Source organism: Agarivorans sp. D1326 (genome assembly GCF_056958115.1).
Genome location: NZ_JBTWEN010000005.1, coordinates 75155 through 91607, shown reverse-complemented (window position 1 = coordinate 91607; position 16453 = coordinate 75155). Strand labels below are relative to the sequence as shown.

Annotated in this window: 15 protein-coding genes; 10 read left to right on the top strand and 5 right to left on the bottom strand. The window is 44.4% G+C overall.

Features of this window, described 5'->3' with window-relative positions; all coding sequences use genetic code 11:
- Positions 1-70: 70 nt before the first annotated feature.
- Entirely contained in the window at positions 71-1336 is a 1266-nt protein-coding gene (locus ACYFDN_RS11275; RefSeq protein ID WP_483511164.1) for an esterase-like activity of phytase family protein, read from the bottom strand.
- Positions 1337-1569: 233 nt separating this feature from the next.
- Here ACYFDN_RS11275 and ACYFDN_RS11270 point away from each other — a divergent pair, with 233 nt between their 5' ends.
- Both ACYFDN_RS11270 and ACYFDN_RS11265 read left to right on the top strand, forming a co-directional pair.
- On the top strand, positions 1570-3597 hold the full coding sequence (locus ACYFDN_RS11270; RefSeq protein WP_016402288.1) for a methyl-accepting chemotaxis protein: 2028 nt from the start codon (positions 1570-1572) through the stop codon (positions 3595-3597).
- A gap of 53 nt (positions 3598-3650) precedes the next feature.
- Positions 3651-5156, top strand: coding sequence for a Ppx/GppA phosphatase family protein (locus ACYFDN_RS11265; protein ID WP_152783335.1), 1506 nt, complete (start codon positions 3651-3653; stop codon positions 5154-5156).
- Positions 5157-5237: 81 nt separating this feature from the next.
- Here the strand turns inward: ACYFDN_RS11265 and ACYFDN_RS11260 are convergent, their stop codons facing one another.
- Positions 5238-6440 (bottom strand): ammonium transporter, encoded by a 1203-nt coding sequence (locus ACYFDN_RS11260; RefSeq protein WP_016402286.1) that lies wholly within the window; start codon positions 6438-6440, stop codon positions 5238-5240.
- A 433-nt stretch (positions 6441-6873) separates the two neighbouring features.
- Between ACYFDN_RS11260 and ACYFDN_RS11255 the strand changes: the two genes are divergently transcribed.
- From ACYFDN_RS11255 to ACYFDN_RS11225, 7 genes are all read left to right on the top strand, one after another.
- The gene (locus ACYFDN_RS11255) at positions 6874-7188 is read left to right on the top strand and encodes a putative signal transducing protein (RefSeq protein WP_406609680.1); all 315 of its coding nucleotides are present in this window, start codon (positions 6874-6876) and stop codon (positions 7186-7188) included.
- 96 nt (positions 7189-7284) lie between these two features.
- Positions 7285-7965: a flagellin gene (locus ACYFDN_RS11250; RefSeq protein ID WP_483511162.1), complete on the top strand. Its 681-nt coding sequence runs from the start codon at positions 7285-7287 to the stop codon at positions 7963-7965.
- 70 nt (positions 7966-8035) lie between these two features.
- Complete coding sequence (locus tag ACYFDN_RS11245) at positions 8036-8281, top strand: YecH family metal-binding protein (RefSeq protein WP_016402283.1); 246 nt, start codon at positions 8036-8038, stop codon at positions 8279-8281.
- Between the two features lie 341 nt (positions 8282-8622).
- A complete protein-coding gene (locus tag ACYFDN_RS11240) occupies positions 8623-10242 on the top strand; it encodes a methyl-accepting chemotaxis protein (RefSeq protein ID WP_338622373.1) in 1620 nt (539 codons plus the stop codon).
- Between the two features lie 32 nt (positions 10243-10274).
- Positions 10275-11483: a hypothetical protein gene (locus tag ACYFDN_RS11235; protein ID WP_338622372.1), complete on the top strand. Its 1209-nt coding sequence runs from the start codon at positions 10275-10277 to the stop codon at positions 11481-11483.
- A gap of 8 nt (positions 11484-11491) precedes the next feature.
- Positions 11492-11902, top strand: coding sequence for a hypothetical protein (locus ACYFDN_RS11230; RefSeq protein ID WP_016402280.1), 411 nt, complete (start codon positions 11492-11494; stop codon positions 11900-11902).
- Between the two features lie 90 nt (positions 11903-11992).
- On the top strand, positions 11993-12583 hold the full coding sequence (locus tag ACYFDN_RS11225) for a YhgN family NAAT transporter (protein ID WP_016402279.1): 591 nt from the start codon (positions 11993-11995) through the stop codon (positions 12581-12583).
- Between the two features lie 105 nt (positions 12584-12688).
- Here ACYFDN_RS11225 and ACYFDN_RS11220 read toward each other — a convergent pair whose 3' ends face one another.
- The 3 genes from ACYFDN_RS11220 to rsmD are packed head-to-tail and all read right to left on the bottom strand — an operon-like array spanning position 12689 to position 14870.
- Positions 12689-13981, bottom strand: coding sequence for a BamA/TamA family outer membrane protein (locus ACYFDN_RS11220; protein ID WP_483511160.1), 1293 nt, complete (start codon positions 13979-13981; stop codon positions 12689-12691).
- Positions 13978-14244 carry a DUF1145 domain-containing protein gene (locus tag ACYFDN_RS11215; RefSeq protein WP_483511159.1) on the bottom strand — a complete coding sequence of 89 codons (267 nt, stop codon included), beginning with the start codon at positions 14242-14244 and terminating at the stop codon, positions 13978-13980. The genes ACYFDN_RS11220 and ACYFDN_RS11215 overlap by 4 nt, the downstream gene beginning before the upstream one ends.
- An 11-nt stretch (positions 14245-14255) precedes the next feature.
- Positions 14256-14870: a 16S rRNA (guanine(966)-N(2))-methyltransferase RsmD gene (rsmD, locus tag ACYFDN_RS11210; RefSeq protein WP_483511157.1), complete on the bottom strand. Its 615-nt coding sequence runs from the start codon at positions 14868-14870 to the stop codon at positions 14256-14258.
- A 104-nt stretch (positions 14871-14974) separates the two neighbouring features.
- On the opposite strand from rsmD, the gene ftsY reads away from it, so the two are divergent.
- On the top strand, positions 14975-16420 hold the full coding sequence (gene ftsY, locus ACYFDN_RS11205) for a signal recognition particle-docking protein FtsY (RefSeq protein ID WP_483511156.1): 1446 nt from the start codon (positions 14975-14977) through the stop codon (positions 16418-16420).
- Positions 16421-16453 lie beyond the last annotated feature (33 nt).

Below are 16453 nucleotides of genomic sequence, written 5' to 3'. Positions count from 1 at the left end.
TTCGGCTAAAAAAACAGCATTAAACATAAAGCGCCCAGAGCACTTATAAAAGTACTCTGGGCGCTTTGGCTTATCGGCCTTTTAATAGATATAAGGTATTGCGATCGATAGTTTGATTAGCCGGCAGTATCTTTTGGATAACATGCTCACCTTTAGCTGCTACGGCAAAATCATCATCATTAAGCACCGCCAGCTGATTGTCGGCGCGCAGCCACAAACCTTCCAGTTTGTCGTGAGGGTAGGGGCTGGGCAAATCTACCAATAGATCATTCACCAAGGTTTTTGTTACTGGTTTAATCCCGTGTTGTGCGAGTTCTTGCCAGCTCATTTGCTCGAGGGTTTTCCCTGCAAAGGTTAATCCTAGCTCGGCGTCTACGTCGCCACTTACATCGGTGGCTTGGCTTAAATCTATTTGATAAATACGTTTGTATTTCGCCTGTTTTTTGCCACTAGCACCGGCAAATCCACCGTCACGTTCTATGACCAAAAACTGTTGCTGGTTTAAGGCGACAATTTCTGAGTTAGAAAGGTTATTTGCTTCTTGCTGGTAAAGGTATTGCTTCGTTTTACCACTAGCGATATCAAAGCTTACGATGCGAGTGAGGTTTTTGTTGCTGATAGCTTTTTTACTTGGGTTGTATAGTGTCGACTGCATAATGCCAAACAATACTTTCTCATCTGGGCTAATTGCCAAGCCTTCCATTCCGCGATTAGCACGACGATTCGCCAATACCGCAGGTAGCTTTCTGCCGCCAGTTCCGGTGCCAAAGGGATTAATACGCTCCAGTTCTACACCAGTGGCACTGTAATGAACAATATGCGGACCGTATTCATCACTCACCCAAAAGCTGCCATCTTTTAAGGCAACTAAGCCTTCGCTATCTAAACCAAAAGGATCAGCTTTTAGTACCGACTTGTCGTTAGCGTAGGCTACTTCACCGGTATCGCCCATGCCTTTGGGGTTTGGTAAGCCAGAAATTAGTTTGCCATTTGGGTCCTTCAACAAAATTTCTTTTACTTGGTTTACCTCACCATTGGTAAAACTAAATAAACCAATGCGTGGTGTGTAGTTAGGTGTAGGAAAGATCTTGCCTTTGCCTTCTGGCCCTTGATATTTGGCATTGGGGCCACGATCGGTAAGGGCGTAAAAGTGATCGGCCAAATGCGGATGGGCGGTCATGGCAGAACCGTATCCACCATTGCGGATTTCGGTGCCATTTTCCATGCTTGTTAACACTTGATAGGGCAAAGCTGCTGAAGATGCTTCATCTTTAGCTAATATTTGCGGGCTAGTTAACAAGAGTAGAGAGAGGGGGAGAATCAGCCGTGGGCTCATGTTTGCTTCCTTGCTATGATGTTTTATAAAAAAATAATACAAACATCAGGTTAATCTTTTATTACGCATTTTTTTGCATGAACAATGAGCTAAAAAGCCAAAATTAATAATGGCTTACAGTTTTTTGGTGTGCGGAACATCGCACAATAACGACTAAAAAAGATAATCAACAAAATCCTGACTAGTCTTACTAGTACGGGAATTAGCGAGCTTTTGGGAAAAGGTAGCAAGGCATGTTGGGAAAAAGTATCAATCAAATCTCGGTTGTTCATCGTTTATATATAGGGTTTGCCGTTCTCACTTTGGTGATAGCGATGGGCGGTGGTGCAGCTTTCTTGCTGGCTCAGCAAATCAATTCAAGTTTCAATACACTTACTGACAACAGTGCAAGAACCCAGTTGCTGGCAAACCAAGTAGGCAGCCAAGCGCTTCGAGCGGGTATCTTGCTGTTAAGTTTGGAAAATGCCAGCAACTTAGATGAGCTGCAAAGCATTAATAGCCAAGCCGATGAATCACTAAATGACCTAGAAAGTCATGTGGCAGAGTTGGAAGCTCATGCCCAAAAATTTAATATTAATGGGCTTTCGCAGTACTTAAATGACGTTAGCAATGTAGAAAACACCTTGGCCTCGCAGGGTGGGCGATTAGCGCAATTACAAAATACTTACCTGCAGCAAGACGAAAAAGTACGTGATGATTTAAGTCAGTTTCTATTTCGCTTGTCTGATTTGAAAAGAATTGTGACCAAAGTGGCTAGCCCTGCAGCTGCTGAAGATTCATATATTGAAGACATTCTCACCATGGTCATGGACCGTTTTGGTTTGATGGAGTTCTTACTATCAAACATGGTGAATACTCGCGACCCGCAAAAAATCGCCGATTTGGTTAAGAAGATTCAATATAATAACCGAGTATTTAACGATGACTTTTCTTCATTAATTGATGAAGTAGAAGGCTTGGCTGATCCTCAAGTCGCGGACTTGGTTGCTGAGTTTAACCGTCAAGTGAATGACCCAAGCGGCATTGTAGAGCGCTATGTAGATAGCCAAGAAACTATTGCTAATATTGCTATCCAAACTGTGGAAATTAACCGTCAGCTTTCTGGTTTAGATTCTACCGTTACTAAGATTGTTGATTTGGCTAACCAGCAAAGTGAGGTGGCCAGCGAGCAGGGCCGAAGCTTAATTCTTAATGCGCGCTCTATTACCGCGATTGTTGTGCCTTTGGTGATTATTTTTGCTATTGCCGTTGCTTACTGGTTAGCCAGTTTGATTCGTAAACCGCTAGAGCATACCCAATCCCACATTCTACGATTGGCTGAGGGTGACTATAGCCAAAGCATGAATGGTAAATACTCTGGCGAGTTTGCGGTGCTGGTGGCAGCCATTAACCGAATGATTGAACAAGCTCGTGAGGTGTTTAGCCAAATTCAAAGTGCAGCTCACCAACTTAGCGATGTATCGGTTAAAAATAACGAAGCTTCAAGCGTGGTAAAAACCAAGCTTGATAAGCAAACCGCGGAATTGAGTAGCGTAGCAACTGCTGTTACTGAAATGGAATCTGCAATTAAAGAAGTGGCTTCAAACACCGAAAGTAGCCGCGAGTTGTCGATGTCTGTTGAGAACAACATTGATCAAGGCCAGCAGGTAATGAATCAAAATATCGAGATGATCGATAGTTTAGATGATGCCTTGCAGAGCACTTCTGGCCAAGTGGATAAGCTAGCAGACGCCAGTAAACAAATTGGTTCTATTATCGAAGTGATCGATGGTATTGCCGAGAAAACTAACCTGCTAGCCTTAAATGCGGCTATTGAAGCGGCACGTGCCGGTGAGCAAGGTAGAGGTTTTGCGGTGGTTGCCGATGAAGTGCGCAGCTTAGCTAGCCAAACCACCAAAAGCACCGAGTCAGTGCGGGCAATGATTACTACCTTGCAACGCGAATCAACTCAAGTATTTGATGCAATGGCCGCTAGTCGCGAACAAATGAGCCAGTCAAAAGATCTGGCCGAGAAATCTCGTGAAGCTATCATGACAATTCGCACCGACATGAGCCAAATGCGCGAGATGACCGATCAAATTAGTGTGGCCGCTCAAGAGCAACATCATGTTGCAAGCGAAGTTACGCGTAATGTGAATGTGATTGCCGAGGTAGCAGAAGATAATTTTGAGCAAATAGAGCGAGTTGCTCAATCTAGCCAAGCGCTGCAACAACAGGTAAATGATATAGAAACTATGTTAAAACGTTTTATATTGAAGTAAATTAGAGAGCCTTTTGGCTCGGTCTTTTGCGAGTGATTCGCTGAGGTTAGTTTATGTTCAATTTATCGCGTTTGTTGAGTCCCAAAACTCAACAGTTGGCTGCTCTGGATTTAGGCAGCAATAGTTTTCATTTAATTATTGCTGACTGGGAAGACGGCGAACTTAAAGTTCGCGATAAAGTGAAAGAAATGGTGCGTTTGGGTTGGGGCTTGCAAGATGATGGTAGCCTCGACGCAGCGGCTTGGAATCGCGCTCAAGCATGTTTAGAGCGCTTTGGTGAACGCCTTCGCGAGTTTAAACCTGGCAGTGTTAGAGTTGTTGGCACCAAAACCCTACGTAGCATTATTGACTCCAATGTGTTCCTGCAAGCTGCCGAGCAACGCCTTGGCCATCCTGTTGAAGTTATCTCCGGTGAAGAAGAAGCCCGTTTAATCTACCTAGGTGTTGCTCACTATATGGCGCCAACCAATGGCCCGCGTATGGTCATCGACATTGGCGGTGGTAGCACCGAAGTCACTCTTGGTGAAGGCATGGATCTAAAGCTTAAAGAAAGCTTAGATATGGGCTGTGTATCTATCACTAAACGTTTCTTTAAAAATGGCCGAGTGACCAAAAATCGCTTATTAAAAGCCAGTGTCTATTGTTCACAGCAATTGTTGCCTGTGGCCGATGATTTCTTGGAACATGCTTGGAATGAGTGTTTAGGTGCTTCTGGCACCATTAAAGCTGTGGCGAAAGTTTGCTTAGAAAACCAATTTTGTGATGGTGAAATTCAGCTCAAAGGCCTAGACGCTATTATTGAGCGCTACCTTGAAGCAGGCGAATGTAACTTGCCGCTAAAAGGTCTTTCACTAGAACGTCAGCCGGTGTTTTTAGGAGGTGTTGTCGTCTTACAAGCCTTATTCCAAGCACTGAACATTGATACTATGCATGCCGCTGAATCGGCCTTACGTGAAGGTTTATTGTATGAGCTAAAAGGCCGTTTAGAACACAGTGATATTCGTCCAGCTAGCGTGCAAAAGCTAGCTGAGCGTTACCACGTAGACAGCCAGTTTAGTGGCCGAGTCGATAGCACATGTCAGTTATTGTTAAACCAAGTGGCAGAAACTTGGTCTTTGGATGAAGTAGAAACCACCAAGCTGTTAAATTGGGCTTCGCAACTATTTTTAGTGGGCCTAGATGTAGCACACAGTGATTATCATAAACACGGCGCTTATATTGTGGAGCATGTGGATCTTGCGGGCTTCTCTCGCATCGAGCAACAACAGTTGGCTGCCTTAGTTTTAGCGCATCGTAAGCGCATCCCAGTTAAGCAGTTTCCTATGGAAAACGTAGACTTGCTTAAGGCCTGTTTGATCATTCGTTTATCAGTCATTTTTAACCGTGGCAAACGTCGTCAAACACTGCCGGAACTGCAGTTTAGAGCTGCTGGGCAGCAAATGAGTTTACTGTTGGATCAAACCTGGCTGCAGAATAATCCTTTAACTCGCGCAGATTTAGAAAATGAGCAGCAATACTTGAGCCAGATAGATTATAAGCTAGATATTATTGAGCTCTAAAAAGAAAAATGCAGTTCAATGGTGAGCTTCACCAGAACTGCATTTCACGTATTGAAAGCCCGCATTGTGCGGGCTTTTTTATTAGCGGTCTTTGTTGGTTGCGCTAATTTTGTGAATCGCTAAGTCAGCGCCGTGGAATTCGTCTTCTTCAGAAAGACGCAAGCCTGCAACTTTATCTACAATGCCGTAAACAATCACACCACCGATTAGAGCTACAGCCACACCTGCAAGGCTACCGATGATTTGGCTGATTAGAGATACGCCACCTAAACCGCCTAAAGCTTGGCTACCGAAGATACCTGCGGCAACACCACCCCAAACACCACACAAACCGTGAAGTGGCCAAACACCTAATACGTCGTCTAAGTCAGAGCGTTGCTGTAACCAAGTGAATACCCAAACAAATAAGGCACCAGCTACGCCGCCTGTTACTAAGGCGCCAATAGGATGCATTAAGTCTGAACCTGCACAAACAGCAACTAAGCCAGCTAAGGGACCATTGTGAACAAAACCAGGGTCATTACGGCCTACAACTAGCGCAACAATCGTTCCGCCAACCATTGCCATTAAGGTATTAACCGCTACTAAACCGCTGATGCCGTCCATGGTTTGGGCCGACATAACGTTAAAGCCGAACCAGCCAACGGTAAGTACCCAAGCACCTAAAGCTAAGAATGGGATGTTAGAAGGTGCAAATGCCACGCCTGGCTTTCTGCCTTTACGTGCGCCAAGAACTTTAATCGCAACCAGTGCTAACCAACCGCCCATTGCGTGTACAACTACCGAGCCTGCAAAATCATGGAAGGCTGCGCCAAATTGCGCTTCTAACCAATCTTGGAAGCCGAAGTTACCGTTCCAAATAATGCCTTCGAAAATCGGGTATACCAAACCAACAATCAATGAAGAAGCAATTAAGAATGGATAGAACTTACCACGCTCTGCGATACCGCCTGAAACAATGGCTGGAATAGCTGCAGCAAAGGTAAGTAAGAAGAAAAACTTCACCAGCTCGTAGCCGTTTCCTTCAGCAAGTACTTCTGCACTATTAAAAAAGTGGCTACCGTAAGCTAAGTAGTAACCAATAACGAAGTAAGCCACACCAGAAAATGCGAAATCGGTGATAATTTTAACTAAGGCGTTTACTTGGTTTTTATGGCGAACTGTACCTACTTCTAAAAAGGCAAAGCCAGCGTGCATGGCTAGAACCATAATGGCACCTAGCAGAATGAATAAAGTGTTTGCGCTTTGCGACAATACGTCGATAGCGTCACTAATATTATCCATTAAAAAATCTCCCTAATTGTTTCTTTTAATATGGTTTGCGCCAAAAAGAAGCAATTTTCAGGCCTTTTGTTGAATAAATTTCTTAACTAAGCACTAAGTTGATGCAATGAAAGGGTTTTAACTTGATGATAACAATGGAGTTACATGTTTTGGCTCTAAAATGGTGCGAAATTTTATGTGATCTATATGGGTTATGTTCTAAATTGGTGCGATATCGCTATATTTTGGTGCTCGGCGGTTGCGGCTCATCATAGAATTAAGCGAGCCTTTTTAAGCAGAGGTTTAGTCAATAAAAACGTTAGGGCGCTGAGCTAATATGCCCGCTCACTAGGTCTATTTAAAAAGGGTTAATGCCTAAGTTTTTGTGTTAGCAAGCAATACTACAAGCAACTCACCTATACTGAGCATTAGTAGCAGCTATTAAGGAGAATAAATGAGCCAATGGCATGAGTTTTATCGAGCCGCCAATTTTGTAGAAGCGCGATTGCTGCAAGGGATGCTAAGTAAAATGGGCATTGAGAGCCGAGTAGATGGTGAGTATGCCATGGCGGCAGCTGGTGAGCTCCCTATGGACGTTGTACAAGTCACATTAATGGTAGAGTTAGCCCAATGGGACAAAGCCAAGCAAGCGGTTAAGGACTACGAAGTAAATAGTGTTGCAGAGTGGACCTGCAATAAGTGCCAAGAAATTAATCCCGGAAGCTTCGATTATTGCTGGTCTTGCGAGCAAGAAAAAAGCACAAATTAGCGTGCAAAAAGATGCGATTTTGGGCACTTAGTGGTATGCTTAAAAAGTATACAGCTAGGATGGCTGCTCTAGTGAATGTTTTGTTGAGGATATCCAATGGCTATCAATCAGGTTTCAAGCTCCGTTTCTCCGTCCGATTTTTATATGGACCAAGCGAAGAAACGCCAAGAAGAACAAGATGAAAAACTTGCTTCTGGTAAGCGTATTAACACAGCGGCAGATGATCCTGCAGGCTTACAGATTTCTAATCGCTTAACCACTGGTATTAGCGAGCAAGAAGCTTACGCCAATATCTATCAAAACCAAGTTAGCCTCAACAATATTGAATCTGCTCAACTACAGGGCACTACCGAGCTATTGCAGCAGAACCAAGCGTTGGTTGTACAAAGTAGTAATGGTATTTATAACTCTAACGATATTGCCGCTTTGCAAGCTCAAGTTGATGCCAATACTGCGGCTATTCCCAACGCTACCGATCTTGGCGTAGATAATGTTGACCTTAACGATCCTGCCACAGCTCAAGCAGCGTTGCAGGGGGCCCAGCAAACTACCGATGCCAATCAAGCGGAACTAGGTGCTTCTAGTAATGCGGCTGAGTCTGCTTATCGCTCTACCCAAGCTGCCATCGAGGCACAAAGCGCAGCGCGTTCGCGCATATTAGATACCAACTATGCGCAATCAACGTCGCAACAAGCACAAAACGATGCCTTGTTGCAAAGCTCTATTCAGTCTTACCAACAACAATTGGCCTCCAAGAACATTGAGAAGCTTATCTAGCTTGTTCTAACGCAACAAACAAACGGCGTGACACTGGTAAAGTGAACGCCGTTTTTTAATGGAGGTAATAATGAGTCAGTCGATTCACGGGCATCAAGTGATGCAGTTGATGTTAGAGCAAGGTGGTAGTTTCACTTCTGCGTCTCTAGAGGCGTTAATGAAAGAAACATTTGGTGAAGACAGTGAGTACCATACTTGTCGTCAAAAAGGCATGAACGCCCAGCAATTGATCGTGTTCTTAGCAGAACGTGGCAAGTTCATCGAAGCAAAACAAGGCTTTACTACTGCTGAATCAAAGATCTGTTCTCACAAATAAACCTGCCTTATATGGGCCATTTCAGGCCCTTTTTATATATAAACGACTATTAATTTAGTTATAACTGATATTACTTGCTATTTATCACTCTTATAGTGTTTAATTCATCTTTCTTTGCTGTTTTCCCATCTTATCTGGAATAAACATCTATAATTTCTTATGCACCTAGGCTTTTAGTCGGAACGGAATAAGTAGTTTAATCTAATAAGATTTCTAACAATATTTAAACATATGTTTTAATTGTTTTGGATTTACTTAACAACAGAGAAGTTATTTAAACATTCAGTTGATGGTGCCGATACATAAGTTATCGATACTTGTATTTACATGGAGTGGTATAAATGGATTTGGCTAGACGTCTAAAAATAAGCCATAAGGTTGGGATCTTGGCGGCAATTGCTGTTGTTGGGTTTGCAATCTACTTGGTAAACAACATGCAAGTTCAGCAACAAAGCCAGTTCAATATTGAACAAATTAGAGACCAGTACTTCCCAGCCTTAGACACCGCAACGGTTGCGCAAAACACCCTATATAACGTAGATCAACTACTACAAACTGCAGTAACCACTGGTGAAGAAGAATCATTAGATGCAGCTGATGAGCAAAATCAGCTGTTAAACGATAAGCTAAATGAGCTAATTACAATTCTGCCTAGCGCTAGGCAAGACGTAGAGCAATTGCAAAGCCTGCAAAATAAATATTACGGCCAAGCTAGAGGCATTGCCATGAGCTTGGTGGACGGCAGTGCCGACTTTGCCACTTTACCTGCCAAAGCTGAGCGTTCTGCCGCGGTACTGCAAGAGCTGACTCAAGGTTTGGCAAGTTTGCGGGTAAACACCGAAAAAGCCTTTAACGAAACCATAGATGGCACCATTGCTAGCTCTCAGTCTGCGGTTACCACTGGTATTATTTTGGGCGTGGCCACCATTGTAGTGGTTATCTTCGTCGGCATTATGACCACTCGCAGTATTGTTAATTCGATTGCCCAAGTGACTTCATCATTGCGTGAAATCGCCGAAGGTGAAGGGGACCTTACGGTTCGTGTTGACTACGACGGCAAAGATGAAATAGCCACGCTGGTTCATTGGTTTAATCAGTTTATTAGCAAGATGCAAATCAGCATTGCTACAACCACCGAAACCGTGCAAGCCCTTCAAGATGTGTCTACTCGCTTAATGGAAACCAGTAAACATACTGCGAGTAGTATTGAGTCTCAAAATCACTCAGTAGATGCGGTAAGTGCGGCAATTCAAGAAATGACCGCTAGTGTGCACCATATTGCTGATTTTGCCTCGCAAGCTTCTCAAGAAGCGTCTTCTGCAAACAGTTCCGCGCAAGAAGGCAACCAAGTTGTAGAAAATACCATCTCAGTAATTAACGATTTAGCTGAAGAAGTGAACGGTACTGCACAAGCGATTAACCAGCTTGAATCTTATACCAGCAATGTAGGTGTGATTTTAGATGCGATTCGAGGCATTGCAGAGCAAACCAATTTGCTAGCCTTGAATGCTGCTATTGAAGCAGCACGCGCCGGTGAGCAAGGGCGTGGTTTTGCGGTAGTAGCCGATGAAGTTCGCACGCTTGCCTCACGCACCCAAGACTCTACTCAAGAAATTCAACAAGTATTAGAAGAGCTACAAAAAGGCTCTGGATCGGCTGTTGAAGCTATGAACCGCGGTATTGAACAAGCCGGTTTAAGTGTTGAGCAATCTGCTCAAGCGGGTAAATCACTAATGGATATCACCGGTAAGGTGGAATCCATTCATGCTGTGAACGAGCAAATTGCAGCAGCAACAGAAGAACAAACTAAAACTTCAGATGTTATTCACAACAGCGTGAATGACATTCAACAAATATCTCTCGCGGTGGCAAAAAGTTCTAGCGAAATAGACAACGTTAGCGAGGATGTAAGGCAAGTAACTCAGCGATTAAGTGACGTTATTAGCCAATTTAAAGTGTAAATAAAATAACTATAAAAGAAAGGAGATGCCCCATGGATTTAAGGGCGTGGCAGGCGTTACCAATATGCTTATTGAGTGGCGCAGTAATGGCAGACGAAGCTCTCGAGCAACGAGTAAATGATCTCGAGCAAGAGGTGCAGGTTCTACGAGAACAAAATCAGGATAATGCCTTTGATAGAATCAGCTTTAACGGTTTCTACAGCGTGGGCATTAATCAAGCTAACAATAACCTAGGTTATGCCGGTTCTACCGACGAGTACGATTTTAATAATCTTACTTTGGTGGGCCTACAGGGTGACTTTGCTTTAGCCGACAGTACCAGTGTAACGGTGCAGTTAGTGGCACGTGGTGAAGATGACTTTAGCCCAGATGTTGAATGGGCTTACTTAAAGCATACCTTTGATAACTACATTACAGTGCGTGGCGGTAAACTTCGCTTACCTATGTATATGTATTCTGATTATCTAGAAGTGGGTTACGCACAACCGTGGGCTCGCCCGCCAGAAGAAGTATATGGTTTTGTGCCATTTAACTCTTTTGTAGGTGTTGATGGTAGCTACGACTTTGAGTTTGATAACTCAACCCTAACGGTACAGGGCTTTTGGGGACAGTCGGAAGAAGATGGCACAAACTACGATGACATCTTAGGAGCTAACCTTACTTGGGCTATCGACGATTTCACCGTTCGGGCTGTTTACGGTGTAACTAAAATTACCGTTGACCCAAGCAATCAACCCGATGCCCAGGTATTGGCCGATAAAAACAAATCTGACTTCTTAGGTGCAGGTTTTAGCTACGATAACGGCTCCTTGCTTGTTGTGTCAGAGGTGACTCGTGCAACGGTTGAAGGCGGTTATTCAGATGTTGATTCAGGTTACTTTACTCTAGGTTACCGCTTTGGCAAGGCGATGCCTTACGGCACTATTGCTGGGATGAAAACTCAGGATGACGACGAGCGTGTAAATATTTTTGTGCCTAACCCAGGTTATGACCCGACCCTACCAGACGGGCCGACTAACCCGCCTGTTGTTTCTACTGATTCTTCATTCATCTACAGCGGTAAACGTACTTCGTACTCTTTAGGTTTACGCTACGACTTACTGTCTAATCTAGCAGTGAAGTTTGACGCTACTTTAGTGAATGGCTTTGGTGATACTAACGGCTTGCTTGAAAGCAAAGTGGCTGGTGCAACCGAAGATAGCACTACAGTTTATAGTATCGTATTTGACGGCGTATTTTAGGAGGAGTCATGAAAAAACTATTATTGGCTCTGTCTTTGAGCGTATTTAGTCTTAGTAGCTTGGCTGCTCCGGTAGTGATAGCAAACCCTGCAGGCCCTGATGCTTTATCAAAAGCAGAAGTGAAAAAGCTGTTTTTAGGTAAGCTTAAAAAGCTACCTAATGGCACACCACCAGTGGTGATTGAATATAAAGAAGGCGACGCATTACGTGCTAGCTTTCACGATGCTGCAACCGGTAAAAGTGAAGCCCAGCTTCAAGCTTATTGGTCAAAGTTAATCTTCACTGGTAAAGCTAAGCCGCCTAAAACGGCTGCTTCTCCGTCAGTTGCTGTATCAGAAGTTGCTGGCAATGCCGCTGCTGTAGCTTATGTTGACGAGGCGGATGTAACTGATGCAGTAAAAGTCGTTTATAAACCGTAAATAAAGCTAAGCTATAAAAGAGTCAGGGTGTTATGCTCTGGCTCTTTTTTATTTCTTAGACAAAATAGTCGTTATTTAGTGAGTTAGCCAATGGATATGTTATCAGCAGCAGTGATGTTGTTTTTGATTATGGATCCGCTAGGAAACCTTCCAGTTTTCCTTAGCATGGTCAAACATCTTGACCCAAAACGTCGGCGAATCGTTTTACTTCGAGAACTGGTGTTTGCCCTTACTGTTATGTTTGCCTTTTTGTTTGCTGGTGAGCAAATTCTAGGTTTCTTAAATCTTCGACAAGAAGCGGTAAGCCTTGCTGGCGGGATAATTTTATTCCTTATTGCCTTGAAGATGATTTTCCCTCAGCCCGGTGGTGTTGCTGGTCTTGCTGCAGGTGAAGAGCCCTTTTTAGTGCCGATGGCAATCCCAATGATTGCCGGTCCCTCGGTACTTGCATCATTAATGTTGCTGGCAAATCAAGATGGCAGCCGGATGCTAGATTGGTCTTTGGCGCTACTTATTGCGTGGGGCATTAGCGTGGTGATCTTCTTATTTAGTGGGGTGCTTTTAAAACTGCTGGGTGAGAAAGGTTTAAAAGCCATGGAGCGTTTAATGGGCATGTTGCTTATTATGCTTGCGGTGCAAATGTTCCTTGATGGAATAGCCGATTATTGGCAATCACTATAAGCAGAATGGCTAGCCTTGCGGATTCCAGCTTTAAACTGGTAATCCGCAAGTGTATTAAGCCCGTTGATCTCTAGAGCAAAATTAACCGCGACAGATTAACAGATCCTAGTAAGGGTGATTTATACCTAAACGAAAAATGCTGTCATCGCCGCTGGTAGCAAAATCACCGCGTAGTACAACACCTTCCATCATTACTCTAAGACTGCCGCCTACGCTGTATTTCATATCTTGATGTAAGGTTGCCAAGTTGTATTCATCAGCCACTCGGCCAATTTCAACAAAGGCGACCCAGTACCAAGCAGGTACGTTAAACCAATTTACAACTGGCACTTTGGGAAGTGGGTTCCAGTTGGGTGTGAAGCGGTATTCTGCCGAATAATAGATCATCGAACGATCGTGATAACGGGCAGTTTCATAGCCTTTAAGCCTGTCCATTCCCCCTAAACGAGAACCAGCAAACCAGGCAGGGCGATGATATTGCTGTTCACCATTGTTGTAAGAGCTGTGGTTCCAAGTGGGTGTATCAGAGGTGGCAAAGCCAAACGCCAATACTTGGCTTTGTGCCCAAGAAGTTTTTGGCAAGCTGATGTATTTAGAGGCCGAAAGCTCCCACATAGTCCACGAAGGTCGCTCGCTATCGCCCCAATCACGGCTTACATTTAAACGCTGTCGGCTACCTGCAGTTGGGTTTTGATGGTAGTTACGATTATCGTATTCGAGTTCTAAGGTAAGGCCCGCTGAGGTATTAGAATCTTGCAGTTGGTTATATTCGCCAACGTCTTGTTTCCAATAAAAAGGTTCAAGTTGAATAATAGTGCGACCGCTGGTGAGTGGGTTCCATTCTTTCGCGCCCGCTTCGTAACCGTCCATTACCTCACCGCGGTTTACTCTAAAAGTGTGAACTGCTGAGTTTTTACCGTGACCTAGAGGCAGTAAATAGCGAAATCTAAAGCGATACTCTTGGCCTTTACTGTGGGTATAAACACGGTTCTCTTGGCTTGAATCATTGCTACCTGCTCGCTCTCCTGGGTAATCCGAATTACCGTCAATATATTGCGGATCGCGAGTAAAATTAGTTTGATACAAAGTGGTATCAAAAAATATGCGATCAGCAAAAGGCATTTGATAGTCACCGCTATACAAAAAGCCCATCCAGCTATCGTTACTGGTTACAGTCGCCGTTGCCACCATGCTAGAGCTGGGCTGAATATGCCCTGCCGCGCCAACGCCAATACCCACGCCCCACTGGAGGTTTTCGGTGTAATAGGCATAGGGTAATACTTGGGTCCAAGCTCCGCTGCGTCGATGTTTAGCATCATCAATGACCGTAACGCTCATCGCCCAACTAGGCAGACTTACAAAGCAAATGCTCGCCAATAGTAACTGGCGTGTAATCAAGAGTCTTTCCCAGTCATACGTTTATGAATTTGCCACATAGCAAAAAAGCCAAAGAACAAAATTTGTAGATTATCACCCTTCTTCAACACGCCGGCTTCAAGCAAAGTGCCGCGAATGGATAACAGTTGAACGCCGTGCAGCAATAACAAAATACCACCCACTAGCGGCAAAATCCAATTGTAAGGCGGAACAAAAATAATTGGGCTGAGTAGCATCGCTAACCACATGGCAGCCATAAACAGTTTGCCAATTTTAATAAACATAAATAGGGCTCTTAAGTTAGTTGGTATAAACGGTAGCTTACTTGGCCTGCTTGTTTTTCTTTTATGCAGTGCCAGTTTGCGGGTAATTGGGGCTCGTTGGCTTCGTTCTCAAATTCAAGATAAACCAGTGCGTCGGGTTTTAACCAGCCATTGTCATTTAACATTGCGCAGCTAGGTGCTAGTAGCTCGCAACGAAACGGCGGGTCAATAAATACAATGTCGTAGGCTTCGCTTGGTGTTTGCTTTAGCCATTGCAGGGCATCTTGATTAATTAACTTTGCTTGCTCGCTGCTAAGATCTAATACTTGTAAATTGGCCTTAAGCTGCTTAGCAGCTTGCGCATCTTTCTCTACAAAGGTGGTAAAACTAGCAAAACGCGACAAGGCCTCAAAACCTAAGCTGCCACTTCCAGCAAAAAGATCTAAGCAATGGCTGTTGTGCAAATAGGGGCTTAACCAGTTAAATACGGTTTCTTTAACTCGGTCGGTAGTAGGGCGTAAGCCTTGGCTATTCAGCACCTTGAGCTTGCGCCCGCGCCATTGACCGGCAATTATGCGTACCTGGCCACTGCCATTATTAGATTTGTTACTTTGATTTGAATGTTTTCTTGAGGAAAGCCGTGCCATTTACTTAGACCATTGAGAAACTGTGATAATATCCGAGCAATATTGATTGGACGTTGGCATTGTAACAGCCAACGTCGTTTACTGGTAAAAAAGGTTTTGCAGTAATGGCAAAAAAGAAGGGCCTATTTTCTTGGTTTGGCCGAAAAAAAGAAGACGAGCAACAACAATCAAGCGATCCCGCCGCAGAACAACAAGATACTCAGCAAGCTGAGTTAGACGCGCAAGCAGAACGAGAAGCCCAAGCAGAGCGCGAAGCTCAAGCAGAACGCGAAGCTCAAGCAGAACGTGAAGCCCAAGCAGAACGCGAAGCTCAAGCAGAACGTGAAGCCCAAGCCGAACGCGAAGCGCAAGCAGAGCGCGAAGCTCAAGCAGAACGCGAAGCGCAAGCAGAACGCGAAGCCCAAGCAGAGCGCGAAGCTCAAGCAGAACGCGAAGCGCAAGCAGAACGAGAAGCCCAAGCAGAACGCGAAGCTCAAGCCGAACGCGAAGCCCAAGCAGAACGTGAAGCCCAAGCAGAACGTGAGGCCCAAGCAGCACAAGAGGCCGAACTAGCTGCGCAGGCTGAACAAGAAGCCGAGCTAGCCGCAGCGTCGCAAGCTGCTGAGCCAGTGAAAAAAATGGGCTTGTTTGCCCGTTTGCGTGCTGGCTTAAGGCGCACCCGTAAGAATTTTGGTTGGGGTTTCTTTTCTCTCTTTAAAGGGCGAAAGATTGATGATGAGCTGTTTGAAGAATTAGAAGAACAGTTATTGGTGGCGGATGTTGGTGTTGATACCACTTTAAAGATTATCGAAAACCTCACCAGTCACGTTAAGCGCAGTGACCTACAAGATGGTGAAGCCTTATACCAGCAACTAAAACTCGATATGGCAAGCATGCTTAATCAAGTTGAAGCGCCTTTAGATTTAGATAGTAGCGACGGGCCGTTTGTTATTTTAATGGTTGGGGTTAATGGTGTGGGTAAAACCACCACCATTGGTAAGCTTGCCAAGCAATATCAAAGTCAGGGGAAATCGGTGATGTTGGCTGCGGGTGATACCTTCCGCGCCGCTGCGGTTGAGCAGCTGCAAGTGTGGGGGGAGCGTAACGAGATCCCGGTAATTGCACAACACACTGGCGCCGACAGTGCTTCGGTAATTTTCGATGCTTTTCAAGCAGCTAAATCACGAAATGTAGATGTATTGATTGCCGATACAGCAGGTCGCTTGCAAAATAAAGCGCATCTAATGGAAGAGTTGAAGAAAATTGTACGAGTAATGAAAAAGCTCGACGATGCCGCTCCTCATGAAATTATGTTAACTATTGATGCCAGCACTGGCCAAAATGCCATTAGCCAAGCTAACTTATTTAACCAAGCGGTGGGCTTAACGGGTTTAACACTTACCAAGTTAGATGGCACCGCTAAAGGTGGGGTAATTTTTGCCTTAGCCGACAAGTTTGCTTTGCCTATTCGTTATATTGGTGTGGGTGAAGGCATTGATGATTTACGCGAGTTTGAGTCACAACCCTTTGTTGATGCGCTATTTAGCAGCGAAGAGAGTGAAGAGGCGTAGTTAAACGCTGCCTAAACAGTAAAAAAGGTCTAG